Raw genomic sequence first — 20233 nt, forward strand, 5'->3', positions numbered from 1 at the left:
TTCAATGGTTGAAAAATGCTTCAAAGCTAAAGCGCTTTTCCGAAACCGATCTTGCACTGGGCGGCTCAAGCGCCACCTAGCGGCAGCCCATGGCGATCCGACTCGCCTGTAAGCTTGCGTCTCGGCGCAGCGCCAGGAACGGCCCTCTGCCGAGGGCGTGCTGCGCGGCCAAGGGAGAGCCACCGGGCGCTGAGACCACTCGCTGAGCTCGCGCCTCGGTTGGAGGGCCGCAGGCCCATATCGGTCAAGATGCCGCGCCACGATCATGCTCAGCTGCCTGAGCGCCTTGCACATGGCGCAGCAAGGGCGTCTGCTGCGCCGCGATTTGCGCCTGGGTCGTCTCCCGCTCTTTTGGGTCAGAGCGGTGCCGCAGCGCATAGATCAGAAATCCCGCAGCCACCATGGCCGTGCCGATGAGGACCTGCTCCCACCCCAAAGAGGGCAGTTGCGCCGCCGCCGCAATCGCGGCTAGCGCCGGAATCAGGCCACCGAAGGGCAAGCGCAAGCCGATCGGCCCCCAGCGCTTCCAGGCGATGCGACATGCCGTGATGTCCATCATAATCAAAGCCCAGATGCCTGCAACACTGCAATAGGTGATGATGGACGCGATGTCTCCGGTCAGCATCAGCACACAGGCCACGGCGCCGGCAATCAAGACGCTCATCTGCGCATGCCCTGCGCGGCTCATACGTCCCATGAACGAAGGCACATAGCCTTTAGCCGCCATCCCTATCATGAGTTCGCTAACCCCGAGCAGCGTGGCGTTGGATCCGGAGAGCGTAGAAATGCAGGCCGCCAGGGCAACCAGCCAGGCGCCCCATTTGCCCATTAGGACTTCGGCGGCTTTGGCCAGACCGGCGTCGCCAAGATCGCCGACGTCGGCCATCAGCAGCGCAAAGGTAATACCGATATAGACGACCGCCACCACGCCTATGCTCAGCATCAATGCACGCGGCACGGTTTTCTGCGGATTCTTGACGACCCCGGCCATATTGGTGATCACGCTAAAGCCGAGATAGGCGCTGAAAAGCATGGCCGCAGTCGATAGAACCGGCATCTCGCCTTTGGGGAAAAAGGGCGTCAGGCGTTCACCGCTAAATGCGGCCAGACCGAAGCCGATCATGGCGAAGAGCACTAGCAGTTTGAACCCCACCATCAGACTTTCGGCCTTGCCGATCACACCGACCGAAGTCAGGTTCAATAACACCAGCGCCAAGAGTCCAACGAGCGCCACGAGGAGCGCATCGACGCTGGAAAAGAAGTACTGCAAATAATTGCCGAAGGCGATGAGCATGAAGGCGACGGCTGTCACGGTGGACACGTAGAACGCCCACATCGTGATGAACTGCCAGATTTGGCCAAGCTCCACGCCAACCGGGGTATAGCCGGACTCTCCTTCCGGCGCACGGCTGGCCACCACGGCGAAACTCAAGGCCGAAAACCCCACCACGATACCCGCAAGCAAATAGGCCAGCAGTGCGCCCGGGCCGGCCATGTTGACGGCGACGCCCGCCATCGCGAAAACGCCGCCGCCCACCATGGAACCCACGGCGAAAGCCACGCAGGAGATCAAGCCTAATTTCTGTCCGCCCCGCCCACTCTGTTTCTGCTGCATCATCGTCGCGCTCGTTTTAGGCATCGCGTGCCATGTCAAAGACGCCTCGGCCCTGCCCGAAAGCCAAGGCGCCGAAGCGGCCGCCCGTAGACATGCCCGGCCAGTCAGACTGGCCGGGCATGTTCTAGGCCCTGCCTCAGGCGGCGCCGCGCCCGCCTGGAGCCGTCTTGATGGCGGCAGCGGATTCGGGCTTGGCTATCAGATGGCCTTGGCCCAAGGCTTGCATCTTGGCCTCGACGTCAACCCTCCATTGCGGCTTGCGAATATGGTGGATATAGAGCGGCAGTCCGGTCAGAACGACGGTAATGCCGATCACGATCGCAGCATCCACAAACGAGAAGGTGAACAGCGTCAGGATGATGGAGGCCAGTATGGTGCCCAGGAAAACCACGATCACCACCCACAGCCAGAAATTACCCTTGCTATTCGCGCCCCCAATGCGGAAAGGACGCGGGACATCGGGCTGTGCCTTGCGCATCTTGACAATGCCCACCGCCATCAGGATGTAGACCACGCAATAGATGACCGATGTTGCGGTCACGAGCAGCAGGAAGGCCGCATTGACAGCGGGAATCAGCAGATAGACCAGCGCGAACAGCGAGATGATGATGGCCTGGGTAAGGATAATGGTGCGCGACACGCCGTACTTGTTCTCGCGCCAATAGCCCAGGCTAGGCGGATACAAACCACGACGGGCGCTGGCCTGAATGGTCTTGGCCGGACCTGAAGCCCAGGCAGAAAGCTGCACGGCTACGCCGATAAAGACGCATCCTGCGAACACATTGCCGATCCACATCGGCAGCCCAAGCGCCTGCAGCCAGAGCAAGGGGCCTTGTGCAATATTGTTAAGCTGGATTTGACCTGGTGCTACGGCATTGGCGAGCAGGAAAGCGTTGACCAGGTTAAAGAGCAGCATGAACACCAGGGCAATAAAGATACCCTTGATATAGGTCGCGATCGGATTCTTCAGACGCGGGATGTAGACCGACGACATCTCGATGCCGGTATAGATAAAGCATATCGCCGCGAAGTACTGCAAGGACCCTGTCGCCGACAGCGTGTCCGGGAACAGCTTTGCAACCGAGAATTCGCCAAGGTAATTGTTGGTCTGGATACCCGTCTTGATGGTCGCCGCCACGCCGAGCACGAGCAGCATGATGACCGGGATGTACACCCCGAGCCAGGCGCCGATTCTGCCGCCGATCTTGGCCATGTCGAAGAACATGTTCAAGATGGAAATGGCCCAGTAAACGACGAGAATGCAGATCAAGGTAAACGTATTGTTCTCGCCTATGGCGTTGTTGCCGATGGCGATGGCCAGCAAGGGAGCGAGTGAGGAGGCGACCATCACCATGCCAGGAAACATCTGCACCCACAGCAGCCAGGAGGTGACAAAACCCCAACGCTCGTCGATGCCGCTCGTCACCCAGAGTTCGGGACCGCCTTCCTTGGGCTTCATCCCGGCGAACTCGCCGGAGATCAGCGTGATCGGCAGGGCGAACATAAACGTCGCCACGAACATATAGAAAAACATGCTCCAACCAGTCGCCGACAGGTCGGGAATGTTGCGCACGCTGGCTACCAGCGCGCAAGTCATACCAATAAATGTGAAAAGCCCGATAGGGTTCGAAGCAGGAGATGCACCCGCTGCCGATTTGCTCACCATGAACATGCTCCTGGATTCAAGGCACAGAGATCATTGACCGCCAATACACTGCCGGCTGGTGGCAAGCTGCGCGCCGCCCCCAGCCGTATCGCGGGCGGCTTAGCCCTGAGTAAGCACTTCCTGGAGCCGCTGCTCCAGCGTGGCTTTGATCGCCTTGGCGTAGTAATCGAACAGCGCGTCGTTAGTGAGGTAAGGCGTCATGATGGCCGCACGCAGCAGCGTGACCGACTTGACCGCCTTCCATTCCGACTCCGAGAAGCCCATGGACTTGACGAAAGGCAGAGGGCTGTCGCCGTAGTCATCTGTCGAGAAGGCCGTATGCGAAGTGAGGAAACGATTGTTGAAGTCGTTGCCATTCAGGTATGACGAGTAGTTGAATACCGTTTCGTTGAGCTGATTGGTCGCGGCCAGGCTTTGTTCCCCTTCGACCTTGAACACCCAATCCACCATATTGAAGTCGGGATGATTGAGCGGGTGCGCCTTGACCACCTTGTCGCCAAATTTGAACTCCAGCGTGGCGAGAAAGGCTCTGAAACGCTGGGCAGCTTCGATCGATGCGCCCACCAGACGGCCGTAGCCGCTTACGTTCAGCGGCACGCAGCGGTGCGCAGCCCAAACCGCCGCAGCCGTGGCGCCCGCCCGTGACCCTTCCAGCGTAAAGGCGCCAAGCATGTCGGGCGCCTGGATGCCTTTCTCAAACACATAAGGCGCGAAATAGGAAATGATGTTGCGCATCGCCTTGTGCTTGATGGCGATGCCGCCTGCCGCATACGGCACATAACCCATTTTGTGCGGGTCTACCGTCACAGACTCCACGTCCTTGATGGCTTTGTAGCCCTTATAGACCGACTCCGAAATCTGCACGTCATAGTTGAAAACATGATGCTGTTTCAGCAGCGCAGGGAGGTCTGCATAATCGACGAAGCTGCCGTCCTCCTTGATAAAGAGCGAACGGCCGTAGCCGCCGTAAGCGGCATCGCAATGGATGTAGAAATAGATGCCTTCGGCCTTCAGCTTCTCGCGCAGCGCCACAATTTTGTCGAGCTCGTCGACCGCACCCTCTTCGGTCGTGCCGATCACCGCGACCACGCCCAGAATCGGTGTGCCTGCCGCGGCGAGGTCGCGGATGGTCTTCTCCAACACCGTAACGTTCTGGCGGTAATCAGTCTGCACGGGAATCTGCACAACCTGATCCAGGCCAACGCCGATGATGTCTGCGGCCTTGACCCAGGAGTAATGCTTGGTCTGCGGAACGAGCCACTTGCCGAGCTTGGGCAGGTCCCGGCCGCTGCGGGACGACGCCGCCTTGACCTGGTCATACTCCTCGGGTGTCAGCGTGGCGCAGATATCCAGGATCTCCTCGACCGACATATTGAGCAACTGCCACTCGCTCTTGCCCGCCACCCTGGCCGGCAGCACGCGCTTGAGCGCCAGCGGGATGGACTTCACGCAGCGCGCATACCAAATGCCCTCCAAGTTGGCGATGGAGCCGTCCGCCGAGATATGGCCCCAGCCCTGGTCGAAACCGAAGAGCTTGGCGAAATCCGCGCCGATCTCGGCTTCCATGGCGGAGGTGGCCATCGATGCTTCGAGCGCCACATTGTTCGGATTCCACAGCATGACGAAGCTGTAGGCGGCGATCGCTGGCAGCAAGGTTTCGGAATTCATCTGCCCCCAATAACGGCCTGCGCTATTCCAGGGTACCGAGCCGCCGCGCAGACGGCGCGAGAGTTCTTCCATGACCTCACCCATGCGGGCGTCCGTCGCGATAAAGCTGGGCGAGCGCTTTTCTGCATCGGTGATACCCGGCCTGTCATTGGGCATATAGTCCCGGCGCCAGCCGAGGTGATCCTGGATCAGCTGATTCAGAATATGCGTGAATCTTTCACCATTTTCTGCCTGATCGCCGATGAACAGAGCATGAATGTTGGTATCCGTGGTCATAACCCCTTCCCTTTGCTGACGCCCGCAGGCAATACGGTGAGATATACAAAAGTCGGCATTTGCGTTTTTTTGCTTACATTCAAAACCATCAATCAACGAGCCCGTGAGAATGACCTGACCATACCGGCCATAAGCGTCATTGATTTTTAGTTCAAGTCAGATTGAAAGCGAAAAATATCCAATGTGCCATTTATTTAAAATCATCATCGTTTTTATAAATCTAGAAACAGAGGGGTCACTGTATAGGCTATTGCTATTAATAAAAATGATTAACGGTATTTTTAGTTCAAGTCAGATTTAAACCAGATAATCTGCAAAAAAACAGGGATAGGCAGTCACGATCTTTTTTAGACCGTGTTATGCCTGGCGCCGTGGGCGATTTATTTTTTGGCCCTGTCGGTTCGGCCAGGCCTAGAACGCCGCTCCCTGTGCGGCATGTCGCACCTTGCCAGCGTGCTTGTCGCGGCGGATGGCGATGACGCTGAGTCGCGTAAGCGCTACGGGGAGGCCCTGCGCCGCGTGTGGGCTGCATGCGCCCAACACAGCCCGCCTTTGGATGCCTTCTTGCTGACGCCCCACAGCCCCCTTCTCTTTATCCGCAATTTCTTCGCGCATCCGCTGCGCGGCGGCATGGCTGAGATTATTTATCTGCGCTGTTAAGCCTGTTAATTTCTGATCTCAACTGTTCAAATATCCCATGATTAATCATCGATACCTTCTTGCTTCTTTGGCTTTTTCCCCGCTCACCGGACTACCTATGGCGGCCCATGCTCATGTCGATGCCGATGTTCAGGTGGCGCATTATCACTGTGATGCGGGCAGGCCTTTCCGGGTGGTTTATGAGTTTGATCATCCGCGGCCCGAAGCCCATATGCATATTCATGGACGGGCGGAAAAACTGGTTTACGAGGATGGCGGGTTCAGCAATGCGCGTTACACCTTGCAGGGCAAGGTGAACCGCGCCAACGTGGCAAAGACCGGTGTGTTTCTGTTCGAGCACACGCGCGAGAAGTTCAATGGCAAGTGGCAGTCTGTCGATCTCATGCTTGGCAAGAACTGCATGCCAGCCAAGCGCCCCTAATGCCGGGCTGCCGCACCGCGTAAGCGGGCTTGTTAGTGGGGAAACAGCCTGGGGCTTCGCCGCCATCACAAGCCTGAAACATGACTGTGCTCTGCTATCGCCCGAGCCTGTCAATCCTGTTTCGCTATGCGCTTCGCCCTTCCCGTTTTTCCCGCTCCCCTTGCCGTTCAGGTTCTAGCCGCCTGCGCACTGGGCGTCTGGGGTGCGATTTTGCTGGCCCCGGCCCCAGGCGCCATGCCTGCGCCCCTGGCCGCCGCACCACCGCCAGCCGCCGACAATCAGGCGGTGGCGCGCTGGTTCGGCCGCGACGAAGCCCTGACTAGCGATGTGAAAATCCTGGGCGTCATCGCCGCCGGGCGGCATGGTTCGGCCGTGCTGAGCATCGACGGCGGGCCGCCGACTGCCTACCGGGTCGGCAATGCGCTGCCCGGCGCGCTGGTGCTGCGCGACATCGGCGCAGACAGGGTGGTGCTGGATCAGCGCGGACGCGAAATGCAGCTGCGCACGCCGTCCCGTGAGGCCGCGCCGGCTGGCATCGTGCCGCTGCCTTGAGCAGCGCCCGCACAACGTCCAGCCGGTATTCGAGGCGTCCATAGGCCGCTTTAATATTTCTGCACTATTTCATTTCCATAATCCAGTTTTTCCCAAAAAAACTGAGATCTCGCGTGCGTCATCGTTCCCCTCTTTCCCTACAGCGCGGCCTGACCCTGATCGAAATGCTGGTGGTGATGGTCATCATCGGCGTGCTGGCCGCCCTGATCGTGCCCCGCGTGCTAGACCGCCCCGAACAGGCCCGCCAGGTGGCGGCGCGCCAGGACATCGCCGGCATCATGCAGGCGCTGAAGCTATACCGGCTGGACAACGGCCGCTATCCCAATACGGCTCAGGGTCTGCGCGCTCTGGTCGAAAAGCCCGATGGGGTCAGCGGCTGGCGCGGCTATCTGGACAAGCTGCCCATCGACCCCTGGGGCCAGCCCTATCAATACCTCAATCCAGGCGTCAAAGGCGAGGTTGACGTGTTCTCTTTCGGCGCGGACAACAAAGCCGGCGGCGAGGGCAATGATGCAGACATCGGCTCCTGGGCGCTCTGAGCGCGGCTTCACCCTGCTGGAAATGCTGGTGGTGCTGGTCATCGTGGGCATGACGGCCGGCATGGTGACGCTGGCGGTGCGGCCAGCCAGCGATGCCTTGCTCGAGGACGCCCGCCGGCTGGAGCGCGCCTTCACCGTGGCCCAAGGCGAGGCCTTGAGCGATGGCCGTGCGATCCGTTGGCGCGCCAACAACGCGGGCTGGGCGTTCGAACGCGATGGCCGCGCTCTCACGCTGAGCGCTCAGGATGATCGTGTGCCGCCACCCGATGATTTCTCCACCGACGAACAATTGCGGCCGATGCGCTTTACGGCCGCGCCCGTAAGCCTGCGCTTAGACCCCGAACGCACGCTGACTTTCAATACGGAATGGGTCGCGGCGCCCTTTGCGCTGGTCCTGGAAAGCGCCGGACGGCGGGTGGAACTGCGGCGTGACCCGGCAGGCAACTATGACATCCGATAAATCGCGGCATCAACAAACCGGCTTCTCGCTGATCGAAGTGCTGGTGGCGCTAGCCATCATTGCCATCGCCTTGACCGCCGCATTGCGGGCGACCGGCCTGATGGCCGCCAACCATCGCGCCTTGCACAATAAAACGCTGGCCCTGCTATCGGCGCAAAACGCGCTGACACAGCTCAGGCTGGAGCCCGTGCTGCCCCGGGCAGGCAAGCAGACGTCGGCTTGCCCGCAGGGTGGCCTGCCCATGCGCTGTGAAGTCACGATCGCCAACTCGCTCAACCGCAGTTTCCGCCAGGCCAGCGTGCGGGTGCTTGGCAATGATGGCGCGGGCGTGCTCATCCAATTGGATGGCTTGATTTCCCGTATCCGATGAACGCGTCCCCTCACCGCCGCCAGCTCGCGCAGCAAGGCTTCACGCTAATCGAAGTGTTGGTGGCGATTTCATTGATGGCCCTGGTCAGCGTGATGGCCTGGCGCGGCCTGCGACAGGTGGCCGACGCGCGCGAGCGCATCGATAGCCAATCGGCCGACACCGATCAGGTCATGCGCGCCATCGGCCAGCTCTCGCGCGACGTGGAGCTGGCCTATACCGGGCCCGCTTTCGATCCGCCCACCACGGAGGAGATCACCCTCACGAATGGCATCCGCCTGAACACGCGCCAGCTCGGCCAGCCAGTACTGGAGATTGTGCGTCCCGACCCCGATGGCGCGGGCCTGTGGCAGCGGGTGCAATGGCGGGTGGATGGCCAAGGGCTTTGGCGGGCGACGGGCATGGCCGCTGCCCGCATGCCCCTGCCGCAAGCGGATCAGCGCGTGCTGCTGTTGCCGGGCATCACCTCGCTCTCGCTGCGGGCCTGGGTGCCGGGCGCCGGTTGGGTGCCGACCGCGCGCGCGCCGGGCTCGGCGCCCGAGGGCCTGGAACTGGCGTTGGAGCGCGGCCCGCAGCAGCGCTACACCGCCTTGGTGGAGCTGCCATGACGGGACAACGCAGGCAAGCGCTAGCGCGCCAGCGTGGCACGGCGGTCATCATGGCCCTGATCGTCGTCGCGGTTGTCGCCGCGCTGGCGACCAGCCTCTTTCAGCGCCAAACCGCCAGCACACGCCAATTCGAGAATGCGCTGTCTGGGATACAGGCCCGCCAGTTTCTGAAGGGCGGCACGGATTGGGCCCGTCTGATCCTGCGCGACCACGGCCGTCAGAACCGCATCACCACGCCCGATCAAGTCTGGGCGACACCCGTCATGGATACGCGTATCGAGCGGCCAGGGGATGAGCGGGTGGCGGTGTTTTCCGGCCGTCTTGAGGACGAGCAGGGCAAATTCAATTTGTATACCCTGGCCCGCAATGGCGCACCGCAGTCCGAACAACAAAAGGTATTGGCGCGGCTGCTGCAATTGCAGCAACTGCCGGAATCACTCGCCGACACCCTGCTGGAGGCCATCGCGGCCGCTCAGGCGCCCGCCGCCCTAGCCAGCAACACAGGCAATCCCGATCTCCAGGCGCCCTTGCCCAGAGGGGTGGCCGAACTGGCGGCGTGGCTGCGCCTGCCGCCGTCGGCCCGTGCTGCGCTGACGCGCACGATGACCCTCTTGCCCGCCGCCGTCAGCGTTAACGTCAACACCGCGCCGCCCGAGGTCATCGCCGCGCTGATACCCGGCCTGTCGCTGTCTCAGGCGCGCTCGATCACCGGCGAGCGTGACCGGGGAAACGGGTTCAACAACAGCGCAGACTTCAGCAACCGCCTGGCGGCCTTCGGCGTCAACGAGGGCATCCCCCCGTCGTGACCCACAGCAATTGGTATCTGGCCAGCGGAACACTGGTCTACGAACGCGCGCGGGTTGGCATGCAGGCCCTGTTGCACAGTGCCTCGCCCGCGGCGCCAAAGACGCAATGGATAAGAGAGTTGCAATGAAAAACATGCTGCGCGTGGCCTTGCCGCCGCTGGCGGCGCTGCGCGCCGACACCCTGCTGCCTTATGCCTGGCATGACCGGCGGGGCGGCTTGCGCCAGGGAGAGAGCACCGCGCAGGCGCTGGCCACCGCCTTTCGCCGGGCCCCGGCAGAGCTGGTGATGCATCCCGACGACATCATCACGACAGTCATCGGCGTGCCGCCGCTGGGCCGTGCCCGGCAGGCGGCGGTGGTGCGCGGCGCTCTCGAACCGCTGGTGCTAGGCGATCTGAATGAAGTCGCGATCGGCTATGCCGATACGGGTGCCGATGGGCAGGTAGAGGTCGCCTGGACGCCGCGCCCGGCGCTGGAGCAAGCCTGCGCCCTCCTGGCCGGCCAGGGCATGCGGCTGCGCGCCATTATTCCGCCCTCGGCGCTGGGCGAGGGCCAAGCCCTGCAAGCGCGCGGCGACCCGCGCTGGCGGGCGCCCTCCCCCGGCTGGTCCCTAGAGCTGCCCCGCCAGGCAGGCCATACGGTCTCCCAATGGCGCAGCCCGCTGCAATGGACGGCCGCCGCTGCGCTCTTGTGGCTGATCGGCCTCAATCTCTATGCCAGCCACCTGGACGCCGAGGCCCGCGCCCTGCGCGCCCGCATGACGCAACGCGTGCAGCAGAGCTTTAATCTGCCAGTGGTGCTTGATCCCTTGCGTCAGGCGCAGCAGGGCCTGGCCGCCCTGGGCAGCGGCCAGGCCAATTCCCATGATTTTCTGTCACTGGCACGTGATGTTGCACGCTTGCCCCTGCCGACCGACGACAGGGTCAAGCAACTCCATTACGCCGATCAGGCGCTGACCCTGCAACTCTTTGCAGAAGAAGATGCCGCCAGGCAACTGGCGGTCACCCCAAAGCTGATTCAGCAGGCCGCCTCGCTTGGCCTCAAGCTGGAACAGCAGGAAAAGACACCGACCTGGCGCATCACGCGTAACTCACCATGAAGCGATTGACTCAATACTGGCTGAAGCTGAGCCAATACGCCGCACCGCAGCTCCATACGCTACGCGCCCGCCATGCGGCGCTCAGCCTGCGTGAACGCCGTCTGCTGCTGGTCGTCAGCGCGATTTTGGCCGCTGCGGTGATCTTTCTGGGTTTTATTGAACCCCCGCTGGCCAAACTGGCTCGCCTGCGCACCGATCTGCCCAGCCTGCGCATCCAGGCGGCGGCCGTGGATGATCTGGCCGCTCGGGCCAGCGCGCTGTCGCGCCGCGCCCAGGTCCGCGCAGAGCTGCCGACCCCTTCCGATCTGAGCGGCAGCCTGATCCGCGCCGGGTTGCCGGCAGACCACTGGACACTCACGCAGGAGGACGCCGTTTATGTGCTGACGCTGAACGATGTGCCGGCGCAGCGGCTGCTTGATTGGCTGGAAACCAGCGCCCGGGATTGGGGGCTGCTTGCTCGGCAGGCCGAACTGGCCCGTGCGCTCAACCCCAATGGCAGACCCCTGCCTGGCCTGGTCAATGCCAGCCTGCGGCTGGCATTGACCCAGGGAAACTAAGATGCGAGGCCTCAATAGCAAGTCTCTGCTGGCCGCGATGGGGCTGGTCTTGTGCGCCCTGATCGCCGGGCTGACTGTGCTGCCTGCACGCTGGCTGCTCCTGATCTCGCCGGCCGGCGCGCCCATCGGCCTGGCCGATGCCCAGGGCAGCCTGTGGGAAGGCCGGGCCTGGATCGCGCTGGGACCGCCCGATTCGCGCCGCCTGCTGCCCGAGCCCCTGCAATGGCGCGTGCGCTGGGCACGTCTGGATATCGAGGCCACCCATCCCTGGCTGCAAGGCCCGCTTGTCATCGCACCGCGTCTGGACGGTATAAAAATCAGTGCGCAGGGGCTGCGCGCGCCCGCCGCCGCGATGGCGGCGCTAGGCGCGCCCTGGAACACCCTGAGTCCGGGCGGCCTGCTGGACATGCGCTGGCAGGCGCTGACCTTGGGCCGTCCCATGAGCGGCCCAGTCGCGCAGATCCGCTGGCAGGACGCCAGCACCGCCCTCTCACCTCTGCCGCGCATCGGCGCTTATGTCATGCGCATACAGGGCAATGGCAAGGACCTGACGCTAGCACTCTCGACGGAAAGCGGCGTCTTACAGGCCGACGGTCAAGGCATTGCGAATCAACATGGCGTACGCTTCGCCGGCCGTCTCAGCTATGCGGCCAACACTGACGCGGCACAGCGGCGCGCGCTCGATGGGCTACTGGCGATGATAGGCCCGCGCCAAGGCGATACGGTAAGCTTCGGCACGCCGGGCGCGGCCATGGCGCCATGAAACCTGGCCGCCGGCCTGTTTCAATCGTCCTTGGTCACCCTCAAGACCTCCTCGGCCGAGGTCTCTCCCGCATCGACCCAGCGCTGCCCATCTTCGCGCATGCTGCGCAGGCCCGCCGCCACGGCGGCCACGCGCAATGCGCGTTCGTCGCGGCCGTCGTGAATATGGCTGCGCGCCCCATCATCGACGACAAACAGCTCATGAATGCCCGAGCGTCCGCTATAGCCGCTGTGATTGCAAAGGGGGCAACCCACCGCGCGATATTGCGGCCCGCCATCGACCGGCGTTTTGCAGGCCGGGCACAGACGGCGCACCAGGCGCTGAGCCAGCACCCCCAACAGGGAGGAGGCGAGCAGGAAAGGCTCTACCCCCATGTCGACCAGACGGGTGACGGCGGACACCGAATCATTGGTGTGCAGGGTGGCTAGCACCAAATGGCCGGTCAACGAGGCCTGCACAGCGATCTGCGCGGTTTCGAGGTCGCGGATTTCACCGATCATGATCACGTCCGGGTCCTGACGCAGAATCGCGCGCAGCGCCATCGCAAAGCTCATGTCGATCTTGGCGTTGATCTGTGTCTGGCTTACCCCCGGCAGGTCATACTCGATCGGGTCTTCCACCGTCAGGATATTGCTGGTGGCGGCATCCAGACGGCTTAGCGCGGCATACAGGGTGGTGGTCTTGCCGCTGCCGGTCGGACCGGTCACCAGCACGATGCCATGCGGCTGGCGTATCAAACGATCAAGCTGGCCCAGCACGCGGGGACTCATCCCCAAGCGCTCTAATTGCAGCCGCCCAGCCTCTTTATCGAGCAGACGCAGCACAGCGCGCTCGCCGTGCCCGGTCGGCAGCGTCGAGACACGCACATCGATCGGCCGCCCGCCCACCCGCAGGGCGATACGCCCGTCTTGCGGCAAGCGCTTCTCGGCGATATCCAGGTGCGCCATGATCTTGATACGTGAAATTAGCGCAGCATGCAGCCCTTTGCGCGGCGTGACCACATCGCGCAGCGTGCCATCCACGCGAAAGCGCACCGCAGAATGTGTCTCGAACGGCTCGATATGGATATCGCTGGCGCCATCGCGCGCGGCCTGCGCAAACAGGGCGTTGATCATACGAATGACGGGCGCGTCATCCTGGGCTTCCAACAGGTCCGCTACTTCGGGGATATCTTGCAGCAGGCGGTCCAGATCGATTTCGTTCTCGGCCACACCCATGACAGAGGCCGCGTCTTCGCCATGCGTGTAGCTGGCGGTGAGCAGGCTTTCCAGTGTTTGGTCATCCACCTCGTGCAGCAGAACCTCTCCATGCCGGCGCCGCACCTCGCGCACCGCCCAGGAGGGCGTGCGGGGACTGACCGTCAGCTGCGCCTGCCCGGCGCGCAGACTGAGTACCGCGCGCTGCGCACGCGCCCAGGCATAAGGCAGGGGATGGACACTCATAGGCTTTTGATGATCTGCGCCGGATAGCCCAACTCACGCAACAGCGTCATCGCGGTCTGCACAGTGCCCGCGTCATTGGAGACCTGGCTGCGCACCACATAACCCATACCGCCTGGGCCGACCTGCACATAGGCCGACAAGCCGCTGGATTGCACGCGGCGAGCGATCTGCTCGGCTTCGCGCTGCTCTTGCACCGATGCGAATTGCAGCACCGTGCCGTCATTGCCCGCCGTCGATTCCAAATCGGAGGGGTCGAGCGCCACCGTCACCCCAATCGGCAGACTCGCGCGGATGGGCTCATCCGGAGAGAACTTGCGCGTCGGCGGCAATTGGCGCACCACAGACGCGCTAAGCGTCGGCGGCGGATCGCGGCGCATGGTCTGCGCAAGCTGCTCCGGACGCATATCGTAGATGTTGTTCGACACCGATCCACGGCTTCCCGGCGGCGTCAGTTCGGGCGTCTGCACCTGCGGCAACAGCCAGTGCGCCTCGGGTTGCGAAGCGGCCTGCTGGCGGCGCATATAGTCGTAGCGGTCCATCGTCAGCGAGGCCGCACGGCGGTTATCGCGCACCACATAAGGGCGCAGAAAAACCATCAGATTGGTCTTGGTATGACGCCGCGAATCATAGCGAAACAGCGCGCCCAGAATAGGGATAGACGACAGGCCCGGCACACCATTGGCGCCCTGCGACACGCTGTCCTCCAGCAGGCCGCCCAGCACAATGATCTGGCCATCTTCGACCAGCACGCTGGTGTCGATCGCGCGCTTATTGGTCACGACACCGGACACCGCCGTCGAGTTGCTGGTGTCGATGCTGCTGACTTCCTGATAGATGTCCAGCTTGACCGCGCCCCCCTCGGAAATCTGCGGGCGGATATTGAGCTTGAGGCCGACGTCTTCGCGCTCGATGGTCTGAAAGGGATTGCTGCTGCCATTGCCGCCGGAGGTTACGTATTGCCCCGTCACGAAAGGCACGGTTTTGCCCACGAGTATGCTGGCCGACTGGTTGTCCAGCGTCAGCAGATTCGGCGTAGAAAGAATATTGGCTTCGCCGTCTTTCTGCATCGCGCGGGCCAGCACGCCCAGATTGATGACCTTGTTGCCCAGCACATCCACTGTCCCCTTGACCACGCCCAGGCTCAGGCCCTTGCCCAGCACATCGAGCGAGGTCGGTCCCTGCACGCCGCCCAGGCCGCTGCCGCCGAGATTAGTGCCGCCAATAAAGGAGGTGCTATTGCTGTTGATATTGCCGGCGCCGGTCATCCACTGAATACCGAACTCTGAGGCCTTGTCTTCCGACACCTCGACAATCATGCTTTCGACCAAGACCTGCGCGCGGCGCTGATCGAGCTGGTCGATCACCGTGCGCAGATTACGGTAAAGCGGTTCGGGTGCGGAAATAATGAGCGAATTGGTGGCCGGGTCGGCCTGCACCGTCGCGCCGCCTGCGCTGAAGGACAGCGGCTGGTTGCTCACTTCCTCGCGTGCGATGCGCTCATTGCCAGAGCCGCCCAGACCGGTGCTGCCGCCGTTGTAGTTGCCGCCCGACGCGCCGCTACGCGAGGGCATATTCCCGGCGGGCGGGCTGGCCGCGCCGCTACGCGAGCCGCCCGCGCCGCCGTTGATCGCACTCCCCGCCTGGTTGTTCGCCTGGCCGGTCAGCAGACCGCCCAGCACCTCGGCGATGCGCGCGGCCTGTGCGTTGCGCAGATACACCACATGCAGATTACTCTCGACAGATTGCTGCGCATCCAGTTTGACGATCAGATCCCGCGCCAGCCGAGTGCGGCCAGAACTCCCCGAGCGCACCAGCACGCTGTTGCTGCGCGGGTCGGCCACGATGGTGATGCGCTGCGTGGGATCGTTGCTCTGGGTGTCCAGCAGTTGCGAGGCCAGGGCGGCGATGTCGGAAGCGATACCGCCCTTGATCGGCACCACGTCGGTAGACAGGGCGCTGGGCACGTCGATGCGGGCGATCACCTCGGCGATGCGCTCCAGATTGTCGGCGTAGTCGGTCACCACCACCGTGTTGTTACCTGGATAGGCCGTCACCGGGTTGTTGGGCGGCACCATAGGGCGCAGCACCGGCACGAGGTTGGCGGCGTTTTCGTAGCGCAGCGGGAACACGCGGGTCATCATCTGCCCGCTGGCCGCGCCCCGCAGAAAGTCGGAGACCGGCACGGGCCCGCCCGCCGTTCTCCGCGCGGCGCCCACGACCGTGCCTTGCAGCTTGGCATCCGCCTCGGGCACGACGCGCATGATGCCAGCGACTTCAACCATGGAAAAACCCTGAAGGCGCAAAGAACCGCTCAACAGGGCCAGCGCCTGCTCGCGACTCACGGGCCGCTCGGAAACCAGGGTGATTTTGCCTTTGACACGCGGGTCGATCAGGAAGTCCTGATCCGTGAACAGAGAGATTGCGCGCACAACGGCTGGAATATCGGTGTCGACGAAATTGAGGCTGACTTTGCCATCCGATGTGCTGGCTGGCTTGTCGGCTGCCGGCTGCGCGAACGCGTTGAGGGGACTTGCTGCGGTCAGCACCAGGGCGAGACCCATAGACAGAAAGAAACGCATGACGAGATGAGCACATTGGCCAGTAACGAGTGCGGGAAAGCACCTGAGAACGGCGAGTATGACCATGAAATACTACGGTCATATTTCAGCGCCAATCTGACAGCCTCGCAGTTTTTGCATTGCAGGCAGATGACATGCCCTCCTACCGCTATGAGGCCAGCGACGCTCTGGGAAAAATCGTCCGGGGCACCCTGGATGCCGAGAGCGAACGCAGCGCCCGCAATCAATTGCGCAGCCGTGGGCTTTTCCCGATTTCGACCGCGCGCGCGGCTCAGGGCGGCGCCTTGCAGGCCCGCCTTTCCGACGCAGATCTGGCCTGGCTCACGCGCCAATTGGCCAGCCTGCTGGCGGCCAGCTTGCCGCTGGACGCCGCCCTGACCATCACGCTGGAGCAGGCCGAAAAGCGTCATATCGCCACGACCCTGACCGGCGTGCGCGACGACGTGCGCGCCGGCCACAAGCTGTCCTCGGCCCTGGCGTCACGGCCGCGGGACTTTCCTGAAATCTATCGCGCGCTGATCGGCGCGGGCGAAGAGTCGGGCGATCTCTCCCAGGTCATGGAGAAACTGGCCCACTACATCGAAGAGCGCAACGCCCTGCGCAGCAAGGTGCTCACCGCCTTCATCTACCCGGTGGTCGTGGGTGCGGTGTCGGTGCTGATCGTAATTTTTCTATTAGGCTATGTCGTGCCGCAAGTCGTGTCGGCTTTCAGCCACGCCAAGCAGCAACTGCCCCTGCTCACCCGCATCATGCTGGCGCTTTCAGACTATGTGCGCGAATGGGGCCTGATAAGCGGCCTAGGGCTGACGGCCCTGATCGCGCTATGGCGCTATAGCCTGCGCATGCCGGCAGCCCGCGCTGCCTGGCACGGCCAGCTGATGCGCCTGCCGCTGGCAGGCCGTTTCGTGCTGGGGGTTAACGCGGCGCGCTTTGCCTCGACACTGGCGATTCTCTGCGGCAGCGGCGTGCCGATTCTGGCCGCGCTCGATGCGGCTCGGCGCACCATGACCAACGATGTGTTGCGCACCGCCGTGCAGGAGGCCGCCGAGCACGTCGGCAAGGGCGCCTCGTTGTCTGGCGCCCTGGCCCGCCGCAAGGTCTTTCCGCCCATCCTCATCCATCTGGTGGCCAGCGGCGAAAAAACCGGGCAGCTGCCCGAACTGCTCGATCAATGCGCACGCAACCTGTCGCGCGATCTGGAACGGCGCGCCCTGGCCATGACGGCCTTGCTCGAGCCCGCGCTCATCCTGGTTATGGGCGGCTTGGTGCTGCTCATCGTGCTGGCCGTGATGATGCCCATACTGGAAATGAATCAGCTCATCCGCTGATCCCGCCCCTATGTCTATCCCTGATCTTCTGGCCGCGATCGCCGCCGGTCTCCTGAGCGGGCTGATGGCCTGGCTGGCCGCGGAGCGGCTGCCCGGCCTGGTTATCCGGCAATGGATGCAGGACGAAGCCGCCATCGAGGCCGAATTCGGCAAACTTTCGCCGCCCGGCCGCGGTCGCAGGCAAGCCCTGTTCCTTGCCGCCGCCTGCACCCTGGCCCTGGCTTGCGGCTGGCGCTTTGGCTGGACACTGGGTTCGCTGCAAGCACTGCTCTTGTGCGCCGTTTTACTTACCCTCGCGGACATTGACCGGCGCACCCGCCTGCTGCCCGATATCCTGACGCAGCCCCTGCTCTGGGCCGGATTGCTGGTGAACCTCGACCATGCTTTCGCTCCGCTGGCTCAGGCCGTCGTAGGCGCGGCGCTGGGCTATGCCCTGCCCTGGCTGGCCGCACAGGGCTTACGCCTGGCGCGTGGCAGCGACGGCATGGGTGGCGGCGACTTCAAGCTCATGGCTGCGCTGGGCGCCTGGTTCGGAGCCATCCGCCTGATCGACATTGTCTTGCTGGCCAGCCTGAGCGCCATCCTGTGGATGCTGACGCGCGGTCACCGCGCCTTGCCCTTCGGCCCTTTTTTGGCGGCCGCCGGCATAGCAGCTTTGTTTCTCCCCTCGCTGCCGCTCTGATCAGACCCTGTCACATTACTGCCCCGCCAAGCCCACAAGGGCGCAAAGAGGGCACGCGACCGCCGATCAATGGTTTTTGTTGCCCGTGAACAGGTTGTCGATAAAGGCCTGATCGATCTTCTCGCCCCCCAGTGTGCGGGCAAGCAGCTCTCCCACCATCTGCTGCAGCGAGAACACGATATCGGGCTGCACCCGTTTGAGCTTGACGAGATGCTCGGGCAAATTGGCTACCGCTACGGTTCGGGTTTCAGGCGAGCCGACATCTTTGGCCGCCAGCACGATAAAGGCATTTTCGGCATCGTCGCCGCTCAAGGCCAGCACATAGCGGGCACGCTGTGCGCCGGCCTCAATCAGCACCGCCGAAGTGGTGGGGTCCCCCTCGATCAGGTCTGTCCCATCGGGATAGCGGTGCTGCTCACCTTCCGGAACAATTGCCGTAACGGCGTAACCATGGGCGCGGAGCACCGGATAAACCGCCGCAGCGAGCGAGGAGGCACCGGCGAGAATAATGTGGTCGTGACGCATGGCGTGAGCGATCCTGCCTTTGATAAGTCGTTTGACGTTGCCGCCAATCACTGGGCCCGCGATGGCGCTAATGGAAGTGGCGAACACCGTGATACCCAGAATGATGACCGACAGCGTGAAATAACGCGCCGCATCGCTGTGCGGCACGATGTCGCCATAGCCGACCGTAGACATCGTGACGACCGAGAAATAAATCGCCGCCGGCAAGCTGCTGATGGCCGGCGCGAATTCCGGCCCCAGATACAGACTGCCGAAGATGGCATAGGCCAGCAAGGAAAGAATGGCGATGACGGTGAACAGACTGCCCGCCGCCAGACTGGCCCGGTTGAACACCGACCATGCCGCCACCAGAAGCATAAAGGTCAGCAGGTTGAAAAGGTTGAGCAGCATATTGGCGCTGCCCAGATAGCCCAATATCCCCACCACCACCAGCATCAACAGCGAAAACGCCCAGGCAATCCGCGCCCGCAGCAACAGGCCCAGCGCCATGAACACCAGGCCCAGGCCGAGCAGGGCGCGGGGAGCGTCGAGCAGGCCCACCGCCTCGATGGCGTCGCGCCAAGAATCGAAACTCGAGAAAAACTCGAAATCGGGCCTGCCGGCCTGATTGAAGGCAGACAGCAGATGCAGGTAACCGACGAGGGCAACCAGCACCGCAAGAACCAGATGGGAGGGGAAAAAGCGCGCGAAAAAGGAACGCAGCTTGGTCAGCATGGTGTCCGCAAAAAGGCCAGGGCTGCCAAAGTTTATCAGCGCAGTATCCGTGACGTGGGCCTATTTTTCCCCGCCCTGCCGCTCACAGGCGGCAGAGCGATGGCGAATCAAGCCAGTAACACCCCTGGGCGCGACGACGAGCGCGTGCCCTCGACAGGCGGACAATCTTCCGGGTAATAGGTATGCACCAGAGACAGCTTGACCCTGCCGCTACGATTCTGCTGCGCCGCATGCAGGGTGCGGCAATGGAAAAACACCACATCGCCCGCCTCAAGCTCCGGACTTACGGCGCGCGCGATCCAGGCCTGGTTGGCCGGCAAGTCGTCACGGAAGAATTTCTGGCTATCGAAGCACTCGGGACCATAGGCGGCCGCATGCGAGCCGGGCACGAAAAACAGGCCGCCGTTATGCGGCGACTCCGGCCCCAGGGCCAGCCAACAGGACACCAGATCCTGTTGCGGAAACGACCAATAGCGGATGTCCTGGTGCCAGCCCGTCAGGCTGCCATACATCGGATGCTTGGTCATGACACAGTTGTGATGCACCGTCGAGACCACCGGCCGGCGTCCGTCGAAATAGGCACGCAACACCTCGCTGATCGCGGCTTGCGTAGCCCATTGCTGAAAGCGCGGCCCCCGGCCGTAGGCATCAAGCAGACGCCGCACGGTCATGCCGCCTGCCGCCGCCCGCGAGGATGGCGCGCCGGGATATTGCAGGTCGGCTTCGTATTCGACCGGAGCGATCTGATGGTGCAGATCATGCTCGGCTGCGGCGCGCAGCGCCTGAACCTCTGAGGGTGAAGCAAAGTTGCGGGCTATCGCGAAACCCTGTTGGCGCAGGGTGGCGACCAGATCGGCAACCGAAAGGGTGGGCATTTTCTCTCTCTATACTAGGCAAGGCAAGACC

Annotated in this window: 20 protein-coding genes; 13 read left to right on the top strand and 7 right to left on the bottom strand. The window is 62.9% G+C overall.

Translation table 11 applies throughout. The annotated features are described in order from the left end of the window. Positions 1–244: 244 nt before the first annotated feature. The 3 genes from U0029_RS15380 to tdc all read right to left on the bottom strand — a co-directional run bounded on the left by U0029_RS15380 (position 245) and on the right by tdc (position 5225). A complete protein-coding gene (locus tag U0029_RS15380; RefSeq protein ID WP_012416050.1) occupies positions 245–1618 on the bottom strand; it encodes an APC family permease in 1374 nt (457 codons plus the stop codon). Between the two features lie 133 nt (positions 1619–1751). Then, entirely contained in the window at positions 1752–3188 is a 1437-nt protein-coding gene (locus tag U0029_RS15385) for an amino acid permease (protein WP_236824196.1), read from the bottom strand. A 192-nt stretch (positions 3189–3380) separates the two neighbouring features. Continuing rightward, positions 3381–5225, bottom strand: a complete 1845-nt coding sequence (gene tdc / locus U0029_RS15390; protein WP_114851656.1) for a tyrosine decarboxylase — start codon at positions 5223–5225, stop codon at positions 3381–3383. Between the two features lie 435 nt (positions 5226–5660). Between tdc and U0029_RS15395 the strand changes: the two genes are divergently transcribed. From U0029_RS15395 to gspN, 11 genes are all read left to right on the top strand, one after another. Beyond that, positions 5661–5885: a hypothetical protein gene (locus U0029_RS15395; protein ID WP_114851655.1), complete on the top strand. Its 225-nt coding sequence runs from the start codon at positions 5661–5663 to the stop codon at positions 5883–5885. Between the two features lie 97 nt (positions 5886–5982). Then, positions 5983–6306 (top strand): hypothetical protein, encoded by a 324-nt coding sequence (locus U0029_RS15400; RefSeq protein WP_114851654.1) that lies wholly within the window; start codon positions 5983–5985, stop codon positions 6304–6306. A 126-nt stretch (positions 6307–6432) separates the two neighbouring features. Continuing rightward, positions 6433–6858, top strand: a complete 426-nt coding sequence (locus U0029_RS15405) for a type II secretion system protein N (RefSeq protein ID WP_114851653.1) — start codon at positions 6433–6435, stop codon at positions 6856–6858. Positions 6859–7022: 164 nt separating this feature from the next. Further along, complete coding sequence (gspG, locus tag U0029_RS15410; RefSeq protein WP_236824230.1) at positions 7023–7397, top strand: type II secretion system major pseudopilin GspG; 375 nt, start codon at positions 7023–7025, stop codon at positions 7395–7397. Further along, entirely contained in the window at positions 7366–7857 is a 492-nt protein-coding gene (locus tag U0029_RS15415) for a GspH/FimT family pseudopilin (protein ID WP_305954678.1), read from the top strand. Before gspG ends, U0029_RS15415 begins: the two co-directional genes overlap by 32 nt. Then, positions 7844–8227, top strand: coding sequence for a type II secretion system minor pseudopilin GspI (gspI, locus tag U0029_RS15420; protein WP_114851651.1), 384 nt, complete (start codon positions 7844–7846; stop codon positions 8225–8227). Before U0029_RS15415 ends, gspI begins: the two co-directional genes overlap by 14 nt. Next, positions 8224–8832: a PulJ/GspJ family protein gene (locus tag U0029_RS15425; RefSeq protein ID WP_114851650.1), complete on the top strand. Its 609-nt coding sequence runs from the start codon at positions 8224–8226 to the stop codon at positions 8830–8832. The genes gspI and U0029_RS15425 overlap by 4 nt, the downstream gene beginning before the upstream one ends. Next, entirely contained in the window at positions 8829–9638 is an 810-nt protein-coding gene (gene gspK / locus U0029_RS15430; protein WP_305954679.1) for a type II secretion system minor pseudopilin GspK, read from the top strand. The genes U0029_RS15425 and gspK overlap by 4 nt, the downstream gene beginning before the upstream one ends. A gap of 124 nt (positions 9639–9762) precedes the next feature. Further along, positions 9763–10737, top strand: a complete 975-nt coding sequence (locus tag U0029_RS15435) for a GspL/Epsl periplasmic domain-containing protein (protein ID WP_114851649.1) — start codon at positions 9763–9765, stop codon at positions 10735–10737. After that, on the top strand, positions 10734–11294 hold the full coding sequence (gene gspM, locus U0029_RS15440) for a type II secretion system protein GspM (protein WP_114851648.1): 561 nt from the start codon (positions 10734–10736) through the stop codon (positions 11292–11294). The genes U0029_RS15435 and gspM overlap by 4 nt, the downstream gene beginning before the upstream one ends. A 1-nt stretch (position 11295) precedes the next feature. Next, positions 11296–12057 carry a type II secretion system protein N gene (gspN, locus tag U0029_RS15445; RefSeq protein ID WP_114851647.1) on the top strand — a complete coding sequence of 254 codons (762 nt, stop codon included), beginning with the start codon at positions 11296–11298 and terminating at the stop codon, positions 12055–12057. 20 nt (positions 12058–12077) lie between these two features. Here the strand turns inward: gspN and gspE are convergent, their stop codons facing one another. Then, the gene (gspE, locus tag U0029_RS15450; RefSeq protein ID WP_114851646.1) at positions 12078–13499 is read right to left on the bottom strand and encodes a type II secretion system ATPase GspE; all 1422 of its coding nucleotides are present in this window, start codon (positions 13497–13499) and stop codon (positions 12078–12080) included. After that, positions 13496–16078, bottom strand: a complete 2583-nt coding sequence (gspD, locus tag U0029_RS15455; RefSeq protein WP_114851645.1) for a type II secretion system secretin GspD — start codon at positions 16076–16078, stop codon at positions 13496–13498. Before gspD ends, gspE begins: the two co-directional genes overlap by 4 nt. Before the next feature lie 134 nt (positions 16079–16212). Here gspD and gspF point away from each other — a divergent pair, with 134 nt between their 5' ends. Both gspF and U0029_RS15465 read left to right on the top strand, forming a co-directional pair. After that, complete coding sequence (gspF, locus tag U0029_RS15460; protein ID WP_114851644.1) at positions 16213–17406, top strand: type II secretion system inner membrane protein GspF; 1194 nt, start codon at positions 16213–16215, stop codon at positions 17404–17406. Between the two features lie 10 nt (positions 17407–17416). Then, positions 17417–18088, top strand: coding sequence for a prepilin peptidase (locus U0029_RS15465; protein ID WP_236824195.1), 672 nt, complete (start codon positions 17417–17419; stop codon positions 18086–18088). 66 nt (positions 18089–18154) lie between these two features. Here the strand turns inward: U0029_RS15465 and kch are convergent, their stop codons facing one another. Together kch and U0029_RS15475 are read right to left on the bottom strand one after the other, a co-directional pair. Next, positions 18155–19324 carry a voltage-gated potassium channel protein gene (kch, locus tag U0029_RS15470; RefSeq protein WP_169507453.1) on the bottom strand — a complete coding sequence of 390 codons (1170 nt, stop codon included), beginning with the start codon at positions 19322–19324 and terminating at the stop codon, positions 18155–18157. Between the two features lie 110 nt (positions 19325–19434). Further along, a complete protein-coding gene (locus U0029_RS15475; RefSeq protein ID WP_114851642.1) occupies positions 19435–20202 on the bottom strand; it encodes a phytanoyl-CoA dioxygenase family protein in 768 nt (255 codons plus the stop codon). Positions 20203–20233 lie beyond the last annotated feature (31 nt).

The sequence above is a fragment of the Bordetella avium genome, from assembly GCF_034424645.1.
GTDB lineage: Bacteria > Pseudomonadota > Gammaproteobacteria > Burkholderiales > Burkholderiaceae_B > Bordetella > Bordetella avium.

Coding starts and splice junctions, on each gene's coding strand:
- U0029_RS15380 (WP_012416050.1), bottom strand. CDS start 1,618: ATGATGCAGCAGAAACAGAGTGGGCGGGGCGGACAGAAATTAGGCTTG.
- tdc (WP_114851656.1), bottom strand. CDS start 5,225: ATGACCACGGATACCAACATTCATGCTCTGTTCATCGGCGATCAGGCA.
- U0029_RS15395 (WP_114851655.1), top strand. CDS start 5,661: ATGTCGCACCTTGCCAGCGTGCTTGTCGCGGCGGATGGCGATGACGCT.
- U0029_RS15400 (WP_114851654.1), top strand. CDS start 5,983: ATGGCGGCCCATGCTCATGTCGATGCCGATGTTCAGGTGGCGCATTAT.
- U0029_RS15405 (WP_114851653.1), top strand. CDS start 6,433: ATGCGCTTCGCCCTTCCCGTTTTTCCCGCTCCCCTTGCCGTTCAGGTT.
- gspG (WP_236824230.1), top strand. CDS start 7,023: ATGCTGGTGGTGATGGTCATCATCGGCGTGCTGGCCGCCCTGATCGTG.
- U0029_RS15415 (WP_305954678.1), top strand. CDS start 7,366: ATGATGCAGACATCGGCTCCTGGGCGCTCTGAGCGCGGCTTCACCCTG.
- gspI (WP_114851651.1), top strand. CDS start 7,844: ATGACATCCGATAAATCGCGGCATCAACAAACCGGCTTCTCGCTGATC.
- U0029_RS15425 (WP_114851650.1), top strand. CDS start 8,224: ATGAACGCGTCCCCTCACCGCCGCCAGCTCGCGCAGCAAGGCTTCACG.
- gspK (WP_305954679.1), top strand. CDS start 8,829: ATGACGGGACAACGCAGGCAAGCGCTAGCGCGCCAGCGTGGCACGGCG.
- U0029_RS15435 (WP_114851649.1), top strand. CDS start 9,763: ATGAAAAACATGCTGCGCGTGGCCTTGCCGCCGCTGGCGGCGCTGCGC.
- gspM (WP_114851648.1), top strand. CDS start 10,734: ATGAAGCGATTGACTCAATACTGGCTGAAGCTGAGCCAATACGCCGCA.
- gspN (WP_114851647.1), top strand. CDS start 11,296: ATGCGAGGCCTCAATAGCAAGTCTCTGCTGGCCGCGATGGGGCTGGTC.
- gspE (WP_114851646.1), bottom strand. CDS start 13,499: ATGAGTGTCCATCCCCTGCCTTATGCCTGGGCGCGTGCGCAGCGCGCG.
- gspD (WP_114851645.1), bottom strand. CDS start 16,078: ATGCGTTTCTTTCTGTCTATGGGTCTCGCCCTGGTGCTGACCGCAGCA.
- gspF (WP_114851644.1), top strand. CDS start 16,213: ATGCCCTCCTACCGCTATGAGGCCAGCGACGCTCTGGGAAAAATCGTC.
- U0029_RS15465 (WP_236824195.1), top strand. CDS start 17,417: ATGTCTATCCCTGATCTTCTGGCCGCGATCGCCGCCGGTCTCCTGAGC.
- U0029_RS15475 (WP_114851642.1), bottom strand. CDS start 20,202: ATGCCCACCCTTTCGGTTGCCGATCTGGTCGCCACCCTGCGCCAACAG.